The following is a 21,987-nucleotide window of genomic DNA, read 5'->3' as shown; positions in this document are numbered from 1 at the left end:
CGAAAAAAGGTTGCAACATCTCGCTAGCGGAGTATAGTGCGCTTCCACGGACGCGGGGTGGAGCAGCCTGGTAGCTCGTCGGGCTCATAACCCGAAGGTCGTCGGTTCAAATCCGGCCCCCGCAACCAATTAAAATTTGATGAAGTAAAGCAGTACGGTGACGCGGGGTGGAGCAGCCTGGTAGCTCGTCGGGCTCATAACCCGAAGGTCGTCGGTTCAAATCCGGCCCCCGCAACCAATCAAATTTGACAAAGTGAAGCAGTACGGTGACGCGGGGTGGAGCAGCCTGGTAGCTCGTCGGGCTCATAACCCGAAGGTCGTCGGTTCAAATCCGGCCCCCGCAACCAACATTATAAACACCCTCAAGGGTGTTTTTTTGTTTCTGCCGCCGGCAAAACCTCTGCCGAAAACGGGAACGGCCATTGCCGCCCCCTCTCCGGTTTACCCCTTCGGTAACACAATATTGCTTGCCGCCAGCATGCCCATGCGATGGTACATCGCACAGGCCGCCTCGACGATCGGCATCGCCAGCGCCGCGCCGCTGCCTTCTCCCAGACGCATACCCATATTGAGATACGGTTCGAGTCCCAGGTGCGCCAGCGCGATACGCGCCCCCTTCTCCGCCGAATAGTGGGACGGGATCAGATACGGTTTTACCTCCGGCGCTATCTGACACGCCGCCAGCGCTGCGGCGTAGGAAAGAAAGCCATCCAGCACCACCGGCAGCCCACAGGACGCCGCCCCCAGCATCACCCCCGCCATCCCCAGCAGATCGAAACCACCGACTTTGGTCAGCACGTCGAGGCCATCCTTCGGGTCGGGCTGATTGACGGCGATAGCCCGCCGCACCACCTCCACCTTGTTGCCAACCTTCGCCAACGGCAGATTGGCGCCAATCCCGACCACCTCCTGCGCATCGCTGCCGGTCAGAACGCTGACGATCGCCGCCGCTGGCGTGGTATTGGCCATCCCCAGCTCGCCGACGCCAAACAGGGTAACGCCCTCCTGCGCCAGCGCGCGGGTGTAGCGCATCACCTCCAGCAACAGCTCCTGCCCCTGCTCGCGGGTCATGGCCGGGCCGCGGGCAATATTGCCGCAGCCCCGCGCCACCCGCATATTCACCACGCCGGGGAGCGGTTCGCTATCGATACCGACATCTATCACATGCACTTTCGCCCCGGCCTGGGCGGCGAGCACGCAGACGCCGGTAGTGCCGCGGGTCATATTCGCCGCCTGGATGGCGGTGACCGCTTTCGGCGAAATCGCCACCCCTTCGTCCCACACCCCATGGTCGGCGCACATCACCAACAGGGCCTTTTTCTCCACCTGCGGCTGGCCGCCCAGGCCGGGCATTCCCGCCAGCTGCACCGCCAGCGCCTCCAGACGCCCGAGGCTGCCGGGGGGCTTGAGTAAACCGTCGATGTGTTGCTGTGCCCGCGCCATGGCGTCAGCGTCCGGCGCGGGGATCGCCCGCAGAACCGTGTTTAAATTTTGCATACAGAATCCCTGCCAGAGCTGGCCCGGTCAGCCAGCGATTGAGTTATTTGATTTTGACGCCAATGCCGGAGACCACCAGCCAGACCACATCCGCCGCGGCCGCCAGGCGCTGATTGACCCGCCCGGCGATATCGCGAAAATGCCGCGCCAGGCGATTCTCCGGCACAATCCCCATCCCCACCTCGTTGGTCACCAGCACGACGTGCGCCGGGCAGCGCTGACAGGCGGCAATCAGCACGCCAATTTCGTCATCAATAGCCCGCTCCATGGCGGCGTAATCCCAGCCGTCGGGGTCGCTGTCGCCGCCGAGCGCGAACAGCAGGTTGGTGACCATGGTGGTGATGCATTCCAGCAAAATCGCCTCCTCTGGGGCGATATCCGGGGTGATCAGTTCATCAAGCTGCTGCCAGCGCTCGGCGGTGCGCCAGTGGGCGGGCCTGCCGTCGCGATGATGCTGGATCCTTGCGGCCATCTCGTCGTCAAAGATTTGCGAGGTGGCGATATATAACACCTGCGGCGCATCGGCAATCAGCGCCTCGGCATGGCGGCTTTTGCCGCTGCGCGCGCCGCCGGTAACCAGAGTCAGCATAGGGGCTCCTGATGTTGGCGCATGATGGCGTAAATTTTATCGATGGCGATATGTTCGCGCATGGCGTCCGCCAGCCGATCAAACTGCCGGGTTTTATAGCGGGCATATTCCAGCACGCTATCCAGAGGCGCCAGCCCTTTGCGCTGGCGCAGGCCGTTGAGCAGCGCCCGGGTAAAGGCATCGCTGTCGAACAGGCCATGGAGATAGGTGCCGAATGCCAGGCCGTCGTCGCTTATCGCCCCGTCGTCCACTGACTGTCCCGCTTTATGCAGTTGCAGCAGCGGCGGGCTGCCGGCCTCGCGGCGCGTCTCGCCCATATGAATTTCATAGCCACTGACGCGCAGACCCGCCGCGTCGGCTAGCCAATCCGGGAGCGCAGACCCCAGGGTCGCCTGTACCTGGGTGGTGGTTTTGTGCTGAGCGAAGTGGGTCACGGTCTTCAGCACCCCCAGTCCGGGCTGGGTGCCAAGGCCAGACTCCACCTCATCAATAATGGTTTCGCCCAGCATCTGATAGCCGCCGCAGATCCCCAGCAGCGGCACCTTGCGCTGCCGGGCCTGCTCGACCGCATGCGCCATGCCGCTCTCGCGCAGCCAGCACAGATCGCCGAGGGTATTTTTACTGCCCGGGAGAATGACCAGGTCGGCGTCGGCCAGCGCCTGCGGATCGCGGACATAGCGCACCCGGACGTCAGGCTGCGCCGCCAGGGCGTTAAAGTCGGTAAAATTGGCGATATGTGGCAGGTGAACCACAGCGATGTCGATGTCGCGCCGGTCGGTGCGATGGTATTTCCCGGCCTGCAGCGCGACGCCGTCCTCATCCTCGAGATCCACGTCAAGCCACGGCATAACGCCCAGCACCGGCACCCCGGTCAACGCCTCGATCTGCTCTATCCCGGAGCGCAGGAGCGCCACATCGCCGCGGAATTTATTGATGATCACCCCTTTGACCCGCGCCCGCTCCTCGGGCTGCAGTAGCGCCAGCGTACCGTAAATCGCGGCAAATACCCCGCCGCGGTCGATATCGGCCACCAGGATCACCGGACATTGCGCCATCTCGGCCATGCCCATATTGACGATATCGCGGTCGCGCAGGTTAATCTCCGCCGGACTGCCGGCGCCTTCCAGCACCAGCGCCTCATACTCCCCGGCCAGGCTCTGGTAGACCGCGAGGATCTGCTCGCGCAGGCGCGGCTTGTACTGGTGATAGCTCACCGCGTCCATGCTGGTCGCCACCTGCCCCATCAGCACCACCTGCGCCTGACGGTCGCTGGTGGGCTTGAGCAAAATCGGGTTCATGCGGACATCCGGCGCGATCCCTGCCGCTTCGGCCTGGAAAATCTGCGCCCGGCCCATCTCTTTGCCATCCGGCGTAATGCCGGAGTTCAGCGCCATATTCTGTGATTTAAACGGCGCGGTGCGCAGCCCATCCTGATGAAAAATGCGGCACAGTCCCGCCACCAGCACGCTTTTCCCGACGTCGGAAGCCGTGCCCTGTAACATCACTGCCAGCGTCATGACGCCTCCTTTATCGCGCCTATCGCGTTGTTGTGCATCCGCTGAAAAAACTCCGCTTCGGTTTTACACAGCGGCAATCCCAGTTCGCTATGAAGTTTCACCAGCCACGGCTGCGTCAATCCCGCCCGGTCCATCGTCTCCGCGCAGGCAAATACCTCGCCGGGATCCCCCTCGGCCAGCACTTCGCCGTGACGCAGAACGTAAACAGCATCGCTCACCTCATAGATCAAATCGATATCATGGCTGGAGATCACCACGCGCCGCCCCTGCCCGACAATGCGCTGGATGATGGCGATCATCTGCGCCCGCCCCCGGGGATCGAGGCCCGCGGTGGGCTCGTCAAGCAGCAGGTAGCGCGCCTGCAGCACCAGCGCCCCGGCGATCGCCACCCGTTTTTTCTGCCCATGGCTGAGGCACTGGATCGGCTGCTGGCGAAACCCCTGGGCATCGACGAGGGTCAACGCTTCATCCACCCGGCGGGCGATCTCCTCTTCCGCCACCCCGAGGTTACGCAGACTAAAAGCGATATCGCTGTCGATATCGGTATAGAAAATTTGCTGGTCCGGATCCTGAAACACCGTCGCCACCTGCTGGCGCAACGCCAGCAGACCGCGCTTGCTGTAATTCAGCGCCTCTCCTTGCCACAGCACCGCCCCCTGCTGCGGGCGCAGCAGGCCGCTCAGGTTCATAAACAACGTCGACTTTCCGCAGCCGTTGGCCCCCACCAGGCCGGTCACCGCGTGGCGGGAAAAATCCAGCGTCAGCCCTTTGAGTACCGGCTCATCCTGATAGCGAAACCAGAGATCGGTTGTGGCAAGCATACTTATCCTTAGAGGTGAAAATCACCCTGGTACAATTTGATATCCAGCGCCGTGCTCATCTGCTGATAGCGCAGGAGGACGCGGGTGAACAGCAGTCCCACCAGCATCGCCAGCGAGCGATAGCCCTGCGGCACGCTACCATAGCCAAAACGCAGGGTTTGCGCGCGGTGAATCGCCATCGCCTCGTCTAACAGAATAAAAATGAAGCGCCAGGTCAGCAGGATCTGCTCCGTCAACAGTCGCGGTACGCGACCGCGCTTGAGTAAGATAATCAGCTGCGGGAAAGGCAGATTAAGCACCAGCCAGAGCGTGGCCGCCATCGCCGCCAGGCTGCGCCAGAAGGTCTCCCCGGCCACGGCCAGCCCCTGGGCGGAAATCCCTATCGAGAAAGCGCCCAGCCGAAAGCTCGCTAACAGCATCTGCGGGTCGCGGCTGATGCTAAACAGAATGGTCAGCACGCCGACCAGCAAAAAGCCAAAGGGCAGCGCCATCCACCGGCACCAGCGCCAGAATGAGACCCGCAGCAGCCAGCAGGTCAGCGCGGCGGTCAGCGCCAGCGTCAGCGCCTGGCCCCACGCCGGCAGCGTAAAGGCCAGCACCATCAGCAGCAGCCAGAGCAGAAACTTCCGCTCTGGCGCCACCTGCAACCAGCGGCTCTGGTAGCTGAGTCGGTCAAACCCGGTCATCACGGCGCTGCCTGCCCCTCGCATAGCCGAGAATGTAGAAAATCACCGCCGCGCCCAGCGAGCCCTGCAGGGTAAACAGCAGGCTCTCAATCTCGCCACTCGCCGGTTCGTACAGCGGCTGGAACCAGGGTTGATAATCTGGCGCCACCACCTGGATCTGGCTCTCCGCTTCACCGTCCGAGCCGCCAAACTCGCCGCCGTGGTTAATAAAAAATGGCAGGATCATCAGGGCAACTACCATCGCTAACAGGATCAGCGTCTTTTTCATATTAATGTCCCTCCGCGGCGATCAGCCGCCGTTTGGTCAGTTGATCGTAGATCATCACGGTGAGCAATCCTTCCGCGATGGCGATCGGGATCTGCGTCAGGCAGAAGATCCCCATAAACTTGACGATCGATCCGCCTGCCCCGGTGGCCGGATCGGGGAAAGCCACCCCGAGCTGGACGGAGGTGACAAAATAGGTCATCAGATCCGCCAGCATCGCGCAGAGAAAGACCCCGACATCGCGACGGATCCCCGCCCGGCAGGCCAGCTTCCACACCAGATAGCCGACCATCGGGCCGATCACCGCCATCGACATCCCGTTAGCGCCAAGGGTGGTCAGGCCGCCATGCGCCAGCAGCAGCGCCTGGAACAGCAGAACGATCGCCCCCAGCACCGCCACCACGCCCGGCCCGAAGAGGATCACCGCCAGACCGACGCCGGTCGGGTGCGAACAGCTGCCGGTCACCGACGGGATCTTCAGCGCCGAAAGAACAAAAATAAACGCCCCGCAGAGGGCCAGCAGCACCTTCTGATTGCTCTCCTCCTGGACGATACGCCGCAGGCGCACCAGGCCGTACCACAGGCAGGGTAAAAATAGCAGCCACCACGCCAGCGCCCACATCGGCGGCAAAAATCCCTCCATGATATGCATGGCGAACGCCTCCTGCGGGACGATGATCAGCAGAATAGCGGCCGCCAACCCCCCGTACGAAAGCTGCTTCAGCGATTTCACCTGATTCATTGCGCGTCCTCCCACTGTTTGTTAACCAGGATGGTCGAGAAATAGGGCAGCGGCTGGTCATCACTGACCTCGCGCAGACGGCGCCAGCACTGCTCGCCCGGCAGGGTCGCCTCTGACATCATCAGCGCCGCATCCAGCAGCCCCGCCTGCGCCAGCAGCGCCTTAATGCGGGCGAAGCGGCCGTAGACTTTCATCAGCACCAGACTGTCATGCTGGCGCAGCGCCGCGGCAATGTCCGCTTCCGGTGCAGTGCAGGAGATCACCGCCAGCGACTGCTGTTCCATGGCCAGCGGGGTTTTCGCCCGCGCGGCAATGGCGGCGAAGGAGGTAACGCCAGGGACAATCTCCAGCCAGTCGGGGCAGCCAATCCGCTGCAGCAGAAAGACCCAGGTGCTGAACAACATGGCGTCGCCGAGGGTGATAAACCCGACCTGCCTGCCCGCCGCCACCTCCTGGGCCAGCGCCGCGGCGACGTCATTCCACACCGCCTCTTTTTCCGCGCTGTCGGCGCTCATCGGAAAATGGCAGCAGCGGACCTCCGTGTGTGCGCCAAGGTACTCGCGCACGATGGAGAGGGCCAGGCTGTCGCCGCCTTTGCGGCCGGCTGGCGCATACAGCACATCCAGCTGGCCGAGGATCCGCGCCGCACGCACGGTGATCAGATCGGCCGCCCCCGGCCCGGTGCTCAGGGCGTAGAGTTTGCCGCTCATGCTGCTTTCTCCATCGCGTCGTTCAGCGCCTGCTGCAGATGGGCAACAAACATCGCCCGCACCGCCGGATTCTCCCCTAACCCGTTCAGCCACGGCGTGGCGGGGATGCCGGCGGCATTGAAGCGGGTTTTCCACGAATCGTCTTCGTCGGAGGCCATATCATTAATGGCATGATCGCCGGCCACCAGCATCAGGGGCATCAGATGTACGCCGGTCACGCCCTGGCGGGAGAGTTCGTTAATGACGATGTCCACTTCGGGATAGCTTTCCACCGCCCCCACCCGCGCCGGAAAACCCTGCACCGCCATCATATGATCCAGACAGGCGTAGGCCGCGAAAGCGTGGTGGCTGGCGCCGTGCCCCATAAACACCACTCGCTCCGTCGCCGCCAGCGGCGGCATCTGCTGGCGCAGTGCCTGCATCAGCTGAACATAATCGCTATGTCCGCTCAGCAGCGGCACGCCCAGCGTCAGACGCTGAAAGCGCGGGCGCATGCTCTGCACTTCGCGAACGATCTTCTCGTACTCGTCGCCGTTGATAATGTGCAGGGACTGGATCGCCACATCCTGATACCCCTGCTCGGCCAGCTTTTGCAGGGCCTGCAGGGGGGTATCGATATGGATACCGTCGCGCTGCCGCAGTTTGCGAATAATCATCCCCGAGGTGAAGGCGCGGAACAGCGTGCGGTCCGGGCAGCTGGCGGCCAGATCGCGCTCGCAGGCGGTAATGTTCTTCTCACGGGTGTCGTGATAGCTGGTGCCGAAGCTCACCACCAGAAGTGCTTTTTTCATATCCTGTTCCTCAAGTCGCCGACAGCCAGCGCGTCAGCCGCGCAGCGAAATCGGCCTGGCTTTCCAGTAATTCATCGCCCTTCACCAGCGGCGCCGGGCGGGTAATGACGATGCAGGGGATCCCCGCATCAAGACAGGGTTGTACTTTTTCCTGATAGCCCCCTTCCGCGCCCGAGGCTTTCGTTACCACAACATCAGCCCGGCACTGGCGATAAAAGGCGGCGTTAAATTCGGCGCTGAACGGCCCGCAGAGGGCAAAGATTTCCCCGACGCCAAACCCCAGATCGCTACAGTGCTGAACCACCTCTGGCACCGGCAGCACCCGGGCGAGCAGCGTTTTCTCCGCCAGTCCCGCCCGCCAGGCCGCCAGATCTTTGCTGCCGGTGGTCAGCAGGATCCGCTCACCGAGGCGACGAGCCACCGCGCAGGCCTCGTTCAGGTCGCCGACCACGTGAAGTAACGGATGGTGCAGATCGCTCAGTTGCTCCGGTCTTTGATAGCGGCTGAGCAGGACCCCGGTGCTGGCGCAGGCGCGCACAATATTCTGGCTGACCACCTCGGCGTAGGGGTGAGAGGCGTCGATCACCCAGCGGGTGCGCTGCGCCCTCAGCCACTCCGCCATCTGCTGCCACTCCATGCGCCCGCAGCGTATCCGCCCGCGGATATCGCCGGCCAGCCGCTCGCCGGTGGGGGTCGCCACCGACAGGGTGTAGCGCACGCCAGCGGCGTCCAGCTGCTGGCAGATTGACCGCGCATCGCTGGTGCCCCCGATAACCAGCACGTCGCCGTGGTTCACAGCGTGTAGCCTCGCGGGGTGATCATCAGACCGTTGTCGATGTAAGTCGCTTTGTTGCCGACGATGACCAGACTGGTCATATCCACCGGGGCAAAATCCATCTCTCCGAGGGTGGTCAGCCATTTCTCCTGCTTTTTGCGCCCGGCGGATTTGACTACGCCGACCGGCGTGTCCGGGCTTTTGCTGGCCGCCAGCAGCGCAAAGGCGCGCGCCAGATGCCCTTCGCGGCCGCGGCTGCGGGGGTTGTAAAAACAGATAACGAAGTCTGCTTCCCCTGCGGCGACAATGCGTTTTTCAATCACTGACCACGGCGTCAGCAGATCGCTGAGGCTGATATGGCAGAAATCATGCATCAGCGGCGCGCCGAGCAGCGAGGCGGCGGCGATACTCGCCGTCATCCCTGGGATCAGACGGACCTCAATGTCCAGCTGCTGCTTATTGACCAGCTCCAGCACCAGCCCCGCCATGCCGTAGATGCCGGCGTCGCCGCTGCTGATCAGCGCAACGTTGTTCCCGGCCTGCGCCAGCTCAATGGCGGCCTGGCAGCGCTCAATCTCTTTACACATGCCGGTTTTGATCACCTGCTTGTCGCCGGTAAAGGCTTTTACCAGGTGGGTGTAAGTCTTGTAGCCCACCACAATCTCTGCCGCCTGCAGGGCCTCCACGGCTTCCATGGTCATCATCGCCTGCGAGCCAGGGCCAATTCCGATTACGCTTAACATCAGTGTGTTACTCCCAAAGTAATGGTCACGCCCTGCTCGCGCAGGGTTTCGCCGGACAGGTTTCCCTGACTCAGCAGCCAGGCCACCGGGCCGGAGACGCTGCCGACGCCGACCGTCTCCCGGACAAAAGACGAGGCCGGAAAGCGGTGCTCGTGCTCGCGCAGCGCCTCGGCGCTGAAGGTTTCGAACGGCACCCGGCAGCGGTGAGCCAACTGGCGCAACCCCGGCTCGTTTGCCTTCAGGCTCACGCTGCCAATCGCTTTCAGCGCCAGCGGGTCAAGACGCTGAGCGGCAAGCTGGCGATCCAGCAACGTACAGAGCAGGGAACAGGGGGTGTCGCGCCGACAGCCGATCCCCGCCACCACCCGCTGGGGCACCAGCTTCCAGTGAGGTACCGGCAGCGGCGGCAGCGACCGGCGCAGGGTGACGCAGATCAGCGCGTCGAGCGCCGGCAAGCGCGCCAGGTCGCTTACCGGGATAAAGCCGCGTTGGTCGCACCGGCTTAGCGCCTCGGTAAATTCAGCGTCGCACCACAGCCCCACCCGCTTACCGCTCACCAGCATCTGGTTGACGGTTTTCACCGCCGCGCGAAAATCGGTCATCCTGGCGTTCAGCTGGAAGGCCAGCGTGTCGAGAGCGGCCAGCTCGTTGACGTCAGTCGCCGTGGTGATCACCGGGTCGGCATCGAGCATCCCGGCCAGATAGCGGGTCAGCGCGTTCGCCCCCCCGGCATGGCCGGAGAGCAGGCTGATGACGTGCCGGGCGCGCTCATCAATCACCACCACCGCCGGGTCGCTGAACTTGTCATTCACCAGCGGGGCCAGCACCCGCACGGCAATCCCGGTGGCGCCGATAAAAATCAGCGCCGAGAAGCTGCTGAACGCCTCGCGGGCTGCACAGGCAAAGCCGCCATTGAAGGGGATAAACCCCTCTTCCTGCAGCGCTTCGCTGGTGTAGCAGGTGAGCGGTAGCATGGCCGCCAGCCGTTTTGCCAACCGCACGCCGCCGGGCGTCAGGCAAAACAGGGCAATGGATTCAGGCTTTACGGTATTCATGGCTAAAATCCGCTGCGTACAGTTTTGAGTAGTGATACTCATCGCCAAGGAAGGGACCGACCAGGATCAGCGCCGTTTTGCGGATCCCGGCGTCGCGTACTTTGTCGCCGATGTCCGCGAGGGTACCGCGGACGGTCTGGCTTTCCGGCCAGGTGGCCTTGTAGATCACCGCAACCGGGGTGGTCGCCGGGTAGCCGCCCTCCACTAGCCGCTCCGCCACCCGGTGAATACGCTGCACCGACAGGTAAATCGCCATGGAGGTTTGATGACTGGCAAAGGCCTCCAGCTGTTCGCGCGCGGGAACCGGCGTGCGCCCTTCCAGACGGGTAATAATCAGACTTTGCGATACCTCGGGCACCGTGTACTCCACCCCCAGCTCGGCCGCCGCGCCGAGGAAGGCGCTGACGCCCGGCACCACCTGCCAGCGGATCCCGCGGCGGGTCAGCTCTTCGCCCTGTTCGCGCACCGAGCCGTACAGCGAAACATCGCCCGTCTGCAGACGCACCACCGTTTTTCCCGCCTTCACCCCCGCCTCCATCAGGTCGAGGATCTGCTCCAGATGCAGCGCGGCGCTATCGTGGCACTCCGCCTGTGGCGGACAGTAGGCCAGCAGCTCGGTGTTGATCAGCGACCCGGCGTAGATCACCACCTGCGCCTGCTGCAGCAGGCGGTATCCTTTGAGAGTAATCAGTTCGCGATCGCCAGGACCGGCGCCGACGAACCACACGCAATGGGGATCAAAAGTCTCAGCCATGGTTTTCTTCCTTCTGACAGGCGATGACAAAAACGGGATTATGAGGTTTGAAATAGTGGCCGCTGCCCAGCGTGGCCAGCGTGGAGACTGCCAGCTGCTGGCAGTCCACCTCGCGAATGCCGCACTGCTGCAGGTGCCCCAGGGCGCTATGAAGGTTTTCCTGCAAAATAAAGGTCATCACCAGCCGGCCGCCGGGATGCAGCTGCGCCAGCGACCAGTCGATCAGCGCCGTCAGGTGGCCGCCGCTGCCGCCCATGAAGATAGCGTCGGCTTTGTCGGCGACCGCCAGCGGCGCAACGCCCGCCACGATAGCGATGTTGTCGCAGCCAAAGCGCTGCCGGTTGTCCGCCAGCAGGCGCAGCGCGTCGGCCTGACGCTCAATCGCCGTCACCCGTAGCGCCGGGTTCTGCAGCGCAGCCTCAATGCTGACGCTGCCGGTGCCCGCGCCGATATCAATCAGATGGCGCGCCCGGTGCAGCTCCAGCTTCGCCAGCGCCAGCGCGCGCACGGCTTCTTTGGTCATCGGCACCTGGGCGCCGCGCAAAAACAGCTCATCTTTCATCGAGGATCACCACCGCATTCATCTCATATTCGTCCTCCACAGCGCTGACCGGCAGCCAGTGGATCCGCTCGTTTTCCATCGCCAGGTTCTCGCCAATCACCATCCAGCGATGGCCTTTGCCGCGGGCCGTCAGTTGGGCGGCAATCTCCCGCGGTCCGCAGCGGCCGTCGGTCACCATGGCGACTTTCCGGTGGGCGGCCAGCGCATCGACGCTCACCTCCCGGCCATGGCTGCTGGTCAGCCACATGTCGTTCATGTCGATGCCCGCCCGGGCGCAGAGGTACTGCACCGCGCTGATGCCGGGGATCACCTGCACTCGTTCCCGGCCAAAGTGGGCAATCAGCCGGGTGCCAATGCCATAGAACAGCGGATCGCCGGAGGCCAGCACCACGACGTGGCGCCCGGCGCGGGCCTCGATCCACGCCAGCAGCGCCGGAATATCAGCCCCCAGCGCAAAGCGCTCGCCGGCGAAGGCGGGAAACTGCTGGAGATGGCGGCTGCCGCCCACCAGCGCCTCGGCGGCGCCGATCGCCTCGCGCGCGGCCGGGGTCAGCCAGTGTAGCCCCGCCGGGCCCATCCCCACGACCGTCAACATGCCAGCTCCCGGGCAATCGCCTCCAGCGGACGGCTGCTGCCCAGCACCTGGTTATCAAACGAAAACAGAACCGCGTCGCAGGTGGGCGGTTGCTGAGTGAAGCGCAGCATCTCAAGAACGCGCTGGCAGATACGCTCAGCCAGATGGTTATAGAGGCGCTGGTATCCCCAGGCGTCGATATGCTCCATTGCCGCTTCGGTGGTATCGCACTCGCTGACCAGCGTCAGCAGCGGCAGCGGCGCGCCAAGCAGCGCCAGATGGGCAACGAGGGTTTCCATCCGCGCATCGGCGATATGGCTGTGGGTATGAAAGATCCCGGCGGCGATTTTGATCAGTTTGCCGGGGTGGCCGATGAGCACAATCTGGCGGAAACCGAGCCGGACCGCCTCTTCAATCATGTAGCCGACGAAGTTGCTCATGGTGACGACCACTTGCGGGTCGATGCCCATCTGCTCGCGGACAAAGCGCTCGCCGTGGTTGCCCGGCACCAGCACCACGCGATCCAGCCCGGCGGCGCGTTTTATCTCCAGCTCGAGGGAGAGCGAACGCTTCCAGCTCTCTTCCGACATCGGGGTGACGATCCCGGTGGTGCCGATAATCGAGATCCCGCCGAGGATACCCAGCCGCGCGTTATAGGTTTTTTGCGCGCGAAGTACACCTTCCGGGGCAAAGATCTCCACCTGCGCGCCGCGGGAAGGGCCAATCGCTTCGCGAACGGCGGTCTCGATGGTGTGCCGCGGAGTACGGTTTATCGCCGGACTGCCTGTCGGCAGACCGATCCCTTTGCGGGTCACCGTGCCGATGCCCTCGCCGCCCTGCAGGCTAATCTCTCCGCTGTCATTGAGGGTCACCCGGGCAAAAATCAGCATGCCGTGGGTGGCGTCGACATCATCGCCGCCGTCTTTACGGATCGCGGCGACCGCCTGCTGCCCTTCGACGTGCGGGGACTCAACGTTCAGGCACAAGGTGACGCCGGAGGGGGTGACGATCGAGACCTGATGGATCAGATGCTGGCGCATCACCATCAACGCCGCCACTTTTGCCGCCGCCGTGGCGCAGGAGCCGGTGGTGTAGCCCTTGCGCAGCGCTTTGCCGTGATGCCACACCGGAGCGTCAAAGGTCTGGTCGCTCATTGCGCCTCCTGCAGGTGGTAAAGCAGAGCGTTCACAATCGCTGCCGCCACGTTGCTTCCCCCTTTGCGGCCGAGCGCGGCGATAGCCGGCAGGCCACTCTCGCTGAGCGCCGCTTTCGACTCCGCCGCGCCGACGAACCCGACCGGTACCCCCACCACGCCGCCGATGGCCGTCTCGCGATGTTCCAGCAGGCGAAACAGCGCGGTTGGCGCATTGCCGAAGACGAACACTTTCTCCCCTGGCTCCTGCACCGCAATATCCACCGCCGCCATCGAACGGGTCATCCCCCGGCTTTGCGCCTCGCGCACCACCCGCGGGTCGCTGATATAGCAACGGCATTCGCCGCCAAAGCGGGCCAGCAGGGTTTTGTTGATCCCGGACAACGCCATGGTGGTATCGGTATACAGCGTGCAGGGCCGGCTCAACGCCTCGCTCAGCGCGATCAGGGCATCCGGAGAAAACCACAAAATATCCAGCCAGTCGAAGTCAGCGGTGGTGTGGATCACCCGCTTGATAATCGCCTCGTGCAGTGGGCTGGCAAAACGGTAGTCCGGGCGCGTTTCAGCGATGATCTCGCTGATGATGTCGAAGCTTTTCGCCTCGATCGCCTGCGGTTGTTGGATGTACTGCATCAGGTTCTCCTCAGGCCGCGCCGACCAGCCAGTAGCGCACGCCGATAAATAGCGCCAGCGCCAGGGTTGACGCCACCCACATTAATCGAATGGTTCGGGAAATATCGTCCACCGCGATGTCGCGGACGGCGTCGCCTATCCAGGGCTTTTCAACGCGCTGGCCGAAGTAATCGTTCGGGCCGCCAAGGCGGATCCCCAGCGCGCCGGCGACGGTCGCTTCCGGCCAGGCGCAGTTAGGACTGCTGTGCTGATAACGATCGCGCCAGCCTGTCCGCAGCGCCCGGGCGCCATCTTCCCGGCATAGCACTGCGGCAAGGCTGAGCAGCAGCCAGCTCAGCCGGGCGGGAAGGAAATTGGCCACATCGTCAAGACGGGCGCTGACCATGCCGATCGCCCGATATTTTTCGTGTTTATAGCCGACCATGGAATCAAGGGTGTTGACCGCTTTATAGGCCATGGCCAGCGGCGCGCCGCCCAGCAGCAGGAAAAAGAGCGGCGCGATAATGCCATCCACCGTGTTTTCCGCCACGGTCTCGACCACCGCACGGTTGATCTGCGCTGGCTGGAGCTGAGAGGTGTCGCGCCCGACAATCCAGGAGAGCTTATGCCGGCTTTCGGCGAGATCCCCGGCCTGCAGCGGCCGGGCCACCGCCATCGCCGACTGCGCCAGGCAGCGCCCCGCCAGCGCGGTGAAGATCATCCACACCTCCACCAGCCATCCCAGCCAGGGATGGATCCCTTGCGCCAGCGCCAGTACGCCCCAGGCCACGCCCCACGTCAGGCCGGTCACCACCAGCCACATCACTCCGCCGCCAATGCGCAGCGCCCGGTCGCTATGGCAGACGCGCCGCACTACACGCTGGCTGACGGTGATCAGGCGACCTATCCAGCGCACCGGATGCGGCCAGTGCGGCGGATCGCCAATGAGCACATCAAGTATCCAGGCCACACACCAGGCGAGGAGAGTCATTGCGCCCTCCTTGCCGCTCGCAGCCAGTGGTTGAGCATGGTGGGGCGCTGGGCAAAGTGGACATGGAGATAGCTGGCAAACGCGCTGCCGGATTGCCATCCTCCCGGCCACTGCTGGAGTGTCTTACCGTCTCGCTGTTTACGGCAGGCCAGTACGGCAGGGGTGGCGGGAGAAAAATCGGAGTAATGAAATTCATGGCCGCGCAGCCACTCGCCAGGAGCGGCCAGCAGCGTCTGCTGCTGCGCCTGCGCTTCGCAGTAGCCGAACCGGGTCAGACGCGTCCCCATTCGGCTGTGTCCAGGAATAATATCCGCCATGGCGTAGCGCTCGCCGCCGGTGACTTCCAGGGTCGTGCCCAGATACATCAGGCCGCCGCACTCGGCGTAGATCGCCACTCCGCGCCGGTGCGCCGCGCGAAGCTGCGCCAGCATCTCGTGGTTGGCGGACAGCCCGGCCGCATGCAGCTCCGGGTAGCCGCCGCCGAGCCAGATCATCTGGCAGGCCGGCAGATGGCGATCGCGCAGCGGGCTAAAGCGCACCATCTTCACGCCGCAGCGCGCCAGCAGCGCCAGGTTATCGGGGTAATAAAAATTGAAGGCCTCATCGTCGGCGAGGGCCAGCGTCAGTCCTTCGCCGGCGTCGGCGGCAAGCTGTTCCCCCCACTCGCCGGCCGGCATGGCGGCCAGTTCGCTGAGGGCCAGCAGCCGGTCTATGTCGAGGGTGCGCCCCAGCAGGCTGGCAAAATCCCGCCATGCCTGCTGATTGACCACCGACTCGCGGGCGGTCACCAGCCCCAGATGCCGTTCGGGCAGCGCCACGCCTTCCACGCGCGGCACATAGCCGAGCACTGGCACCTGACAGTAGCGCTCAATGGCGCTTTTCAGCAGCTGGAAGTGCGCGTCGCTGTTGACCCGATTGACGATAACGCCAGCAATGTTGAGGGCCGGATCAAAGTGTTGAAAGCCCATCACCGTGGCGGCGATGGAGGTCGACACCGCTTTGCCATCCACCAGCAAAATCACCGGGCAGCCAAGCTGTTTAGCCATCGCCGCGCTGCTGCAGTAGTTGGGGTCGATGCCGTAGCCGTCATACAGGCCCATCACCCCTTCGATAACCGCGATGTCGGCCTGCTGCAGTTGTTCAGCAAACAGCGCGTTGAGTATCGGGGAGGGAAGCATAAAGCTGTCGAGATTGCGGGAGGCGATGCCGCTGATGGCGGTATGCCAGGCGGTGTCCAGGTAGTCAGGCCCTACCTTACAGGGTTGCACCCGCAAACCGCGCTGTTGGAGCAAGCTGAGCAGGCCAAGCGTAACGGTGGTTTTGCCACAACCGCTGCCGGTACCCGCAAGAATAAACGCATGCCTGGTTGCCATACCCTGTCCTGTTCAGGTGGTCGGGGTATAGCTGCGCGCATGCCTGGTCCTGCGACCACGCACCGCTAAGCCACCCACTTCCCACCGAAGTTGTTGGTCAGTTACCGGCAGGCAGGTCTTCTGGCTTAGCCTCGTTCTCGCCCGCCCTTCCCAATCTTTCGATCAGTGGTTTTTGCGGGGTCGTCAGCATCACAGCAGCGGGGGCTGCGGGGGATTTACACCCCCTTCCCTGACACCAAACTGGTGTCGAACCTGTCGGTTGTATTCGCCGATGCGCCATGCATCCGCGATTAATGTTTCAAGCTTACTTTTACCGTCTCATCACCTGCAAAATGACGTCAGCGAGGTGAAGCGGTGTTGTGATATTCATCAGTCTAGTATTAACGGACACTCTATCCCATCACAAAAATAAAAACTGGTGTAGTTTATCCCTCGAATATCACTATTTTGTTGCGCTATGACAATTTATTGCTCTACTGTCGTTTTTTTCATTTTATAATGATGAAGATACTCCGGGATATCAAAAATCGGCAATAGCAAAATATTGTCATTTAAAAAGACTCAGTTTGTGATCCGGCATTAATTTGCTGACGAAATGCCTGCGGCGTGACCTGATAGGTCTGGCGAAACACTTTGCAAAAATAGCTGGTTTGCGAAAAACCTAAATTCCGCGCGATGCTGGCAATGCTCCAGTCGCTGTGGCATAGCAGCTCTTTTGCGCTCGCCATCCGCTGCTGATTGACCCAGGCGTTAAAGCCGATCCCCTGATACTTTTTAAACAGTTTGCTGAAGTAGTACGGGCTGAGATAGACATGCGCCGCCACGTCCTCCAGACGCAGCTCATCGGAGAGATGCGCGTCGATATAGCGCAGCGCCTTCTTCATTTTGCCATCGTGCGGCGAGGCCGCCCGGCTGGCCTGCGCCGGGTCGTTCTGCGGCGGGTTATCTTTGATAACCACAAAGTTGAGCTGTTTTTTCAGGCAATTTTCGACGATCAGCTTCAGCAGATCCGCCGAGGCGATAACCCGCGAATAGTCCATTTCAGGCACATCGCGAAACGCCTGGACCAGCGCCGGATCGTCCTGCCAGCGGTCATCCACGTTCAGAATATCAACCAGTTCAATATCATTGCTCAGACGCACCTGGCCGCATAGCACGAAGCCAACGAGGTGGCCGGCGATCACCAGCGGGATGGAAAAATCGGTTAACCCCGCGTGACAGCGGTAGATACACAGCTGGTCATTTTTCGAGGCTTCCAGCCCGCCGCAGCGGTCGCTCATGCGACAGCGTCCGCTGTGCTCCGGGTGCTGACGCATGAGTTGGCAAAACGGCGTGAAATTAAACAGTTCAGAAATCTCATCACCGTGAATATTGACGACCACAACCGCCAGACTGGTGGCTTGCGCAAAATCCTGTGCGATTTTATTGATGAGTTCTGAGTTCAGGGTACTCGCAGAAATCATGATAAAACCCCTCAGTTAATTTTTTGTTATAAATAAAACATATTTTTCATATTTACCTTTTTTAGCATCAGATTCCTTCGACGATAAAAAAGTGCATTGACAATAACAAAAGTCTCCCAACCCGGGGAGACTTTTTGAGCGGTTCGTGATATCGGTTCATGAAATAGTTTTGCTATTTCAGTAATACATTTTTCACTGGATGCTAACGCGTATTTTTCTCCTCAACGCAGGTATGGCAGGGAAGATTATTGGCGATGAGAAAACGATAAATTGCGGCGCCGAGGCAGGCGCCCAGCAATGGCGCGATGATGGGCACGATAAAATAGGGAATATCCCTTCCGCCAGTCATCGCGATGTCTCCCCACCCGGCGAGCCAGGCAAATAATTTCGGGCCAAAATCACGCGCCGGGTTCATCGCAAAGCCGGTAAGCGGCCCGGTCGAGGCGCCGATCACCGCCACCAGAATGCCAATCAACAGCGGTGCCAGCGGGCCCTTGGGTACGCCATTGCCATCATCGGTGAGCGCCATGATCATCCCCATCAGCATTGAAGTGATCACCACCTCCACCAGCGCCGCATGCCAGATGCTGAGCTCAGGCGCCGGGTAGGTACTGAAGATACTGGCCAGCTGCAGGCTTTCCAGGCTGCCACGTACCATGTGATGCACCGTTTCAAATTGCGTAAACAGGGTGCTGTAAAGTATCCAGGCTAACACGGCGCCGCTAAACGCGCCGGCGACCTGGGCCACGATATAGGGCAACACTTTTCTGCCCGGGAAGCAGGCAAACAACCACAGGGCGACGGTGACCGCGGGGTTCAGATGCCCCCCCGAAATGCCGGCCGTCAGGTAAACCGCCAGAGAAATACCCAGTCCCCAGATAATACAGATCTCCCACAGCCCCAGGCTGGCGCCAGCCAGCTTCAGAGCGCTCAGGCAGCAGATACCAAAAAACAGAAACAGCCCGGTGCCTAAAAACTCGGCGATACATTGCGCACGTAAAGAACCATTCATTGTGACACCTCTTGACGAAGTTCGTGTCCAGGCCAGCCAACCATCCGCTGGCGCCTTGGGTACGGCGAGGCCCACTATAGAAACCGGCGGCAGCAAAGTGTTGGCATCCTGCTGAAAACGGGCAGCGTAAAATCGCTGAAGAAGAGCAATTTATTGCTATTTGCTCGCGAATCCATACAGCAATGGCGGGCGTTCAGGGGATATTTTTATTTCCAACTCAATAATAAAAAATTGCAAAAGCGCAGTACTTATTTTCCAACAAATATCACACCACGCAAAATATCGCATAGCAAAAATAATTTAAAAAATCACGCCTAAAAATGTAAATACGGAACAGCACCCGCAAGATAATCACATTAATAATTAAAATAAAAACCAATAAAAACAACAATATAAAACAAACCATGACTATTTATTATTATATAAAAACCACTATTTTTCGCTCTACACTATCAACTCAGCCATTCTTTTTCGCCGCCCCGCCATATAGTTCTCTCACTGGAACATACCCTGCGAGGTCTTTATGCAACAAGAAGCATTAGGAATGGTAGAAACCAAAGGCTTAACCGCAGCCATAGAGGCCGCTGACGCAATGGTTAAGTCGGCTAACGTCTTATTAGTTGGCTATGAAAGGATCGGTTCAGGTCTGGTGACCGTTATCGTGCGTGGCGACGTGGGGGCAGTTAAAGCCGCTACCGACGCCGGTGCCGCCGCAGCCCGCCACGTGGGCGAGGTGAAAGCCGTACACGTCATTCCCCGCCCCCATACCGATGTTGAAAAAATCTTACCGAAGGGGAATAGCCAATGAGCAGCAATGAGCTGGTTGAACAGATCATGGCGCAAGTCATAGCCCGTGTGGCGACACCAGAGCAGCAGGCGCTTCCCGATACCCCCCATCCCACAGGAGAGACGGCTATGGCAGAGAAAAGCTGCAGCTTAACGGAATTTGTCGGGACCGCCATTGGCGACACCCTCGGGCTGGTCATCGCCAACGTGGATGCCGCATTGCTGGAAGCCATGAAGCTTGAAAAACGCTATCGCTCTATCGGCATCCTCGGCGCTCGCACCGGCGCCGGGCCGCACATTATGGCCGCCGATGAAGCGGTCAAAGCCACCAACACCGAAGTGGTCAGCATCGAACTTCCACGCGACACCAAAGGCGGCGCCGGCCATGGCTCGCTGATTGTGCTGGGCGGGAACGATGTTTCCGACGTCAAACGCGGGATTGAGGTCGCGCTGAAAGAGCTGGACCGTACCTTCGGCGATGTTTACGGCAACGAGGCGGGTCATATCGAGCTGCAGTATACCGCGCGCGCCAGCTACGCCCTTGAAAAAGCCTTCGGCGCCCCGCTGGGCCGCGCCTGCGGGATTATCGTCGGCGCACCGGCGTCTGTCGGGGTGCTGATGGCCGATACCGCGCTGAAATCAGCCAACGTCGAAGTGGTGGCTTACAGCTCACCGGCCCGCGGCACCAGCTTCAGCAACGAAGCCATCCTGGTGATTTCCGGCGACTCCGGCGCGGTGCGCCAGGCAGTGATCTCCGCCCGGGAGATCGGCAAAACCGTACTGGGGACGCTGGGCGCCGAACCGAAAAACGATCGCCCCTCCTACATTTAATACCCGCGAGGCTGATTCATGAGATCGAAAAGATTTGAAGCACTGGCGAAACGCCCTGTGAATCAGGATGGTTTCGTTAAGGAGTGGATCGAAGAGGGCTTTATCGCGATGGAAAGCCCTAACGATCCCAAACCCTCTATTCGCATCGTCAACGGCGCGGTGACCGAACTCGACGGCAAACCGGTTGACCAGTTCGACCTGATTGACCACTTTATCGCGCGCTACGGCATCAATCTGGCGCGTGCCGAAGAAGTGATGGCCATGGATTCGGTCAAGCTCGCCAATATGCTCTGCGACCCGAACGTTAAACGCAGCGACATCGTGCCGCTCACCACCGCGATGACCCCGGCGAAAATCGTCGAAGTGGTGTCGCATATGAACGTGGTCGAGATGATGATGGCGATGCAAAAAATGCGCGCCCGCCGCACGCCGTCCCAGCAGGCGCATGTCACCAATATCAAAGATAACCCGGTACAGATTGCCGCCGACGCCGCTGAAGGCGCATGGCGCGGCTTTGACGAGCAGGAGACCACCGTCGCCGTGGCGCGCTACGCGCCATTCAACGCCATCGCCCTGCTGGTCGGTTCACAGGTAGGCCGCCCCGGCGTCCTCACCCAGTGTTCCCTGGAAGAAGCCACCGAGCTGAAACTGGGCATGCTGGGCCACACCTGCTATGCCGAAACTATTTCGGTCTACGGTACGGAACCGGTGTTTACCGATGGTGATGACACCCCGTGGTCGAAAGGCTTCCTCGCCTCCTCCTACGCCTCGCGCGGCCTGAAAATGCGCTTTACCTCCGGCTCCGGCTCTGAAGTGCAGATGGGTTATGCCGAAGGCAAATCGATGCTTTATCTCGAAGCGCGCTGCATCTACATCACCAAAGCCGCCGGGGTGCAAGGCCTGCAGAATGGCTCCGTCAGCTGTATCGGCGTGCCGTCCGCCGTGCCGTCGGGGATCCGCGCCGTACTGGCGGAAAACCTGATTTGCTCAGCGCTGGATCTGGAGTGCGCCTCCAGTAACGATCAAACCTTTACCCACTCGGATATGCGGCGTACCGCGCGCCTGCTAATGCAGTTCCTGCCAGGCACCGACTTTATCTCCTCCGGTTACTCGGCGGTGCCGAACTACGACAACATGTTCGCCGGTTCCAACGAAGATGCCGAAGACTTCGACGACTACAACGTGATCCAGCGCGATCTGAAGGTCGATGGTGGCCTGCGGCCAGTGCGTGAAGAGGACGTGATCGCCATTCGTAATAAAGCCGCCCGCGCGCTGCAGGCGGTATTTGCCGGCATGGGTTTGCCGCCAATTACGGATGAAGAGGTGGAAGCCGCCACCTACGCCCACGGTTCAAAAGATATGCCGGAGCGCAATATCGTCGAGGACATCAAGTTTGCCCAGGAGATCATCAACAAGAACCGCAACGGCCTGGAGGTGGTGAAAGCCCTGGCGAAAGGCGGCTTCCCCGATATCGCCCAGGACATGCTCAATATTCAGAAAGCCAAGCTCACCGGCGACTACCTGCACACCTCCGCCATTATCGTCGGCGAGGGCCAGGTGCTCTCGGCCGTGAATGACGTGAACGATTATGCCGGTCCGGCAACAGGCTACCGCCTGCAAGGCGAGCGTTGGGAAGAGATTAAAAATATCCCGGGCGCGCTCGATCCCAATGAACTTGGCTAAGG

At 61.3% G+C, this 21,987-nt stretch carries 24 protein-coding genes, 3 tRNA genes and 1 riboswitch; of the genes, 6 read left to right on the top strand and 21 right to left on the bottom strand.

Annotated elements, in window-relative coordinates; all coding sequences use genetic code 11:
* Nucleotides 1-51: 51 nt before the first annotated feature.
* The 3 genes from CWM57_RS06990 (at nt 52) to CWM57_RS06980 (ending at nt 347) form a co-directional block, all read left to right on the top strand.
* Nucleotides 52-128, top strand: a tRNA-Met gene (locus tag CWM57_RS06990).
* A gap of 33 nt (nt 129-161) precedes the next feature.
* A tRNA-Met gene (locus CWM57_RS06985) sits at nt 162-238 on the top strand.
* A gap of 32 nt (nt 239-270) precedes the next feature.
* A tRNA-Met gene (locus CWM57_RS06980) sits at nt 271-347 on the top strand.
* 94 nt (nt 348-441) lie between these two features.
* Here the strand turns inward: CWM57_RS06980 and cobT are convergent.
* The 21 genes from cobT to pduF form a co-directional block, all read right to left on the bottom strand.
* Complete coding sequence (gene cobT / locus CWM57_RS06975; RefSeq protein WP_100675825.1) at nt 442-1,497, bottom strand: nicotinate-nucleotide--dimethylbenzimidazole phosphoribosyltransferase; 1,056 nt, start codon at nt 1,495-1,497, stop codon at nt 442-444.
* Nucleotides 1,498-1,540: 43 nt separating this feature from the next.
* Entirely contained in the window at nt 1,541-2,086 is a 546-nt protein-coding gene (gene cobU / locus CWM57_RS06970) for a bifunctional adenosylcobinamide kinase/adenosylcobinamide-phosphate guanylyltransferase (protein WP_100675824.1), read from the bottom strand.
* A complete protein-coding gene (locus tag CWM57_RS06965; RefSeq protein WP_100631331.1) occupies nt 2,080-3,603 on the bottom strand; it encodes a cobyric acid synthase in 1,524 nt (507 codons plus the stop codon). The genes cobU and CWM57_RS06965 overlap by 7 nt, the downstream gene beginning before the upstream one ends.
* Nucleotides 3,600-4,424 carry an energy-coupling factor ABC transporter ATP-binding protein gene (locus CWM57_RS06960; RefSeq protein WP_074387695.1) on the bottom strand — a complete coding sequence of 275 codons (825 nt, stop codon included), beginning with the start codon at nt 4,422-4,424 and terminating at the stop codon, nt 3,600-3,602. The genes CWM57_RS06965 and CWM57_RS06960 overlap by 4 nt, the downstream gene beginning before the upstream one ends.
* Nucleotides 4,425-4,432: 8 nt before the next feature.
* Nucleotides 4,433-5,110 carry an energy-coupling factor ABC transporter transmembrane protein gene (locus CWM57_RS06955; RefSeq protein WP_050887240.1) on the bottom strand — a complete coding sequence of 226 codons (678 nt, stop codon included), beginning with the start codon at nt 5,108-5,110 and terminating at the stop codon, nt 4,433-4,435.
* A complete protein-coding gene (locus CWM57_RS06950) occupies nt 5,097-5,378 on the bottom strand; it encodes an energy-coupling factor ABC transporter substrate-binding protein (protein ID WP_012967312.1) in 282 nt (93 codons plus the stop codon). Before CWM57_RS06950 ends, CWM57_RS06955 begins: the two co-directional genes overlap by 14 nt.
* A 1-nt stretch (nt 5,379) precedes the next feature.
* Nucleotides 5,380-6,117, bottom strand: a complete 738-nt coding sequence (gene cbiM / locus CWM57_RS06945) for a cobalt ECF transporter S component CbiM (protein ID WP_074387693.1) — start codon at nt 6,115-6,117, stop codon at nt 5,380-5,382.
* Nucleotides 6,114-6,827: a cobalt-factor II C(20)-methyltransferase gene (locus tag CWM57_RS06940; RefSeq protein WP_074387692.1), complete on the bottom strand. Its 714-nt coding sequence runs from the start codon at nt 6,825-6,827 to the stop codon at nt 6,114-6,116. Before CWM57_RS06940 ends, cbiM begins: the two co-directional genes overlap by 4 nt.
* Nucleotides 6,824-7,618 carry a sirohydrochlorin cobaltochelatase gene (cbiK, locus tag CWM57_RS06935; RefSeq protein WP_074387691.1) on the bottom strand — a complete coding sequence of 265 codons (795 nt, stop codon included), beginning with the start codon at nt 7,616-7,618 and terminating at the stop codon, nt 6,824-6,826. The genes CWM57_RS06940 and cbiK overlap by 4 nt, the downstream gene beginning before the upstream one ends.
* Before the next feature lie 10 nt (nt 7,619-7,628).
* Nucleotides 7,629-8,414 carry a cobalt-precorrin-6A reductase gene (locus tag CWM57_RS06930; RefSeq protein ID WP_074387690.1) on the bottom strand — a complete coding sequence of 262 codons (786 nt, stop codon included), beginning with the start codon at nt 8,412-8,414 and terminating at the stop codon, nt 7,629-7,631.
* The gene (locus CWM57_RS06925) at nt 8,411-9,136 is read right to left on the bottom strand and encodes a precorrin-3B C(17)-methyltransferase (RefSeq protein ID WP_100675823.1); all 726 of its coding nucleotides are present in this window, start codon (nt 9,134-9,136) and stop codon (nt 8,411-8,413) included. Before CWM57_RS06925 ends, CWM57_RS06930 begins: the two co-directional genes overlap by 4 nt.
* Nucleotides 9,136-10,191 carry a cobalt-precorrin 5A hydrolase gene (gene cbiG / locus CWM57_RS06920; protein WP_100631326.1) on the bottom strand — a complete coding sequence of 352 codons (1,056 nt, stop codon included), beginning with the start codon at nt 10,189-10,191 and terminating at the stop codon, nt 9,136-9,138. Before cbiG ends, CWM57_RS06925 begins: the two co-directional genes overlap by 1 nt.
* On the bottom strand, nt 10,172-10,945 hold the full coding sequence (locus tag CWM57_RS06915) for a cobalt-precorrin-4 methyltransferase (RefSeq protein WP_004149602.1): 774 nt from the start codon (nt 10,943-10,945) through the stop codon (nt 10,172-10,174). Before CWM57_RS06915 ends, cbiG begins: the two co-directional genes overlap by 20 nt.
* Complete coding sequence (locus tag CWM57_RS06910) at nt 10,938-11,507, bottom strand: decarboxylating cobalt-precorrin-6B (C(15))-methyltransferase (RefSeq protein WP_072125682.1); 570 nt, start codon at nt 11,505-11,507, stop codon at nt 10,938-10,940. The genes CWM57_RS06915 and CWM57_RS06910 overlap by 8 nt, the downstream gene beginning before the upstream one ends.
* Nucleotides 11,497-12,102 carry a cobalt-precorrin-7 (C(5))-methyltransferase gene (locus CWM57_RS06905; protein WP_100631324.1) on the bottom strand — a complete coding sequence of 202 codons (606 nt, stop codon included), beginning with the start codon at nt 12,100-12,102 and terminating at the stop codon, nt 11,497-11,499. Before CWM57_RS06905 ends, CWM57_RS06910 begins: the two co-directional genes overlap by 11 nt.
* Entirely contained in the window at nt 12,096-13,235 is a 1,140-nt protein-coding gene (gene cbiD / locus CWM57_RS06900; RefSeq protein WP_100675822.1) for a cobalt-precorrin-5B (C(1))-methyltransferase CbiD, read from the bottom strand. Before cbiD ends, CWM57_RS06905 begins: the two co-directional genes overlap by 7 nt.
* A complete protein-coding gene (locus CWM57_RS06895) occupies nt 13,232-13,867 on the bottom strand; it encodes a cobalt-precorrin-8 methylmutase (protein WP_100675821.1) in 636 nt (211 codons plus the stop codon). Before CWM57_RS06895 ends, cbiD begins: the two co-directional genes overlap by 4 nt.
* A gap of 10 nt (nt 13,868-13,877) precedes the next feature.
* The gene (gene cbiB, locus CWM57_RS06890) at nt 13,878-14,837 is read right to left on the bottom strand and encodes an adenosylcobinamide-phosphate synthase CbiB (RefSeq protein ID WP_100675820.1); all 960 of its coding nucleotides are present in this window, start codon (nt 14,835-14,837) and stop codon (nt 13,878-13,880) included.
* Nucleotides 14,834-16,210 (bottom strand): cobyrinate a,c-diamide synthase, encoded by a 1,377-nt coding sequence (locus CWM57_RS06885; RefSeq protein ID WP_100675819.1) that lies wholly within the window; start codon nt 16,208-16,210, stop codon nt 14,834-14,836. The genes cbiB and CWM57_RS06885 overlap by 4 nt, the downstream gene beginning before the upstream one ends.
* A gap of 92 nt (nt 16,211-16,302) precedes the next feature.
* A riboswitch (cobalamin riboswitch) is annotated at nt 16,303-16,481 on the bottom strand.
* 280 nt (nt 16,482-16,761) lie between these two features.
* Complete coding sequence (pocR, locus tag CWM57_RS06880) at nt 16,762-17,673, bottom strand: transcriptional regulator PocR (protein ID WP_032736359.1); 912 nt, start codon at nt 17,671-17,673, stop codon at nt 16,762-16,764.
* A 202-nt stretch (nt 17,674-17,875) separates the two neighbouring features.
* Nucleotides 17,876-18,685: a propanediol diffusion facilitator PduF gene (gene pduF / locus CWM57_RS06875; protein WP_100631320.1), complete on the bottom strand. Its 810-nt coding sequence runs from the start codon at nt 18,683-18,685 to the stop codon at nt 17,876-17,878.
* Nucleotides 18,686-19,208: 523 nt separating this feature from the next.
* Between pduF and pduA the strand changes: the two genes are divergently transcribed.
* From pduA to pduC, 3 genes are read left to right on the top strand one after another with little or no spacing between them, the layout of a single operon-like run.
* Nucleotides 19,209-19,493: a propanediol utilization microcompartment protein PduA gene (pduA, locus tag CWM57_RS06870; protein WP_002915737.1), complete on the top strand. Its 285-nt coding sequence runs from the start codon at nt 19,209-19,211 to the stop codon at nt 19,491-19,493.
* Entirely contained in the window at nt 19,490-20,302 is an 813-nt protein-coding gene (gene pduB / locus CWM57_RS06865) for a propanediol utilization microcompartment protein PduB (protein ID WP_100631318.1), read from the top strand. The genes pduA and pduB overlap by 4 nt, the downstream gene beginning before the upstream one ends.
* Nucleotides 20,303-20,320: 18 nt before the next feature.
* Nucleotides 20,321-21,985, top strand: coding sequence for a propanediol dehydratase large subunit PduC (gene pduC, locus CWM57_RS06860; RefSeq protein WP_074387681.1), 1,665 nt, complete (start codon nt 20,321-20,323; stop codon nt 21,983-21,985).
* The last annotated feature ends 2 nt before the right edge of the window (nt 21,986-21,987 follow it).

It is taken from the genome of Klebsiella sp. G-Nf4, assembly GCF_002810615.1.
Taxonomy (GTDB): Bacteria; Pseudomonadota; Gammaproteobacteria; order Enterobacterales; family Enterobacteriaceae; genus Klebsiella; species Klebsiella variicola.
This window is presented reverse-complemented; position numbering and strand designations above follow the sequence as displayed.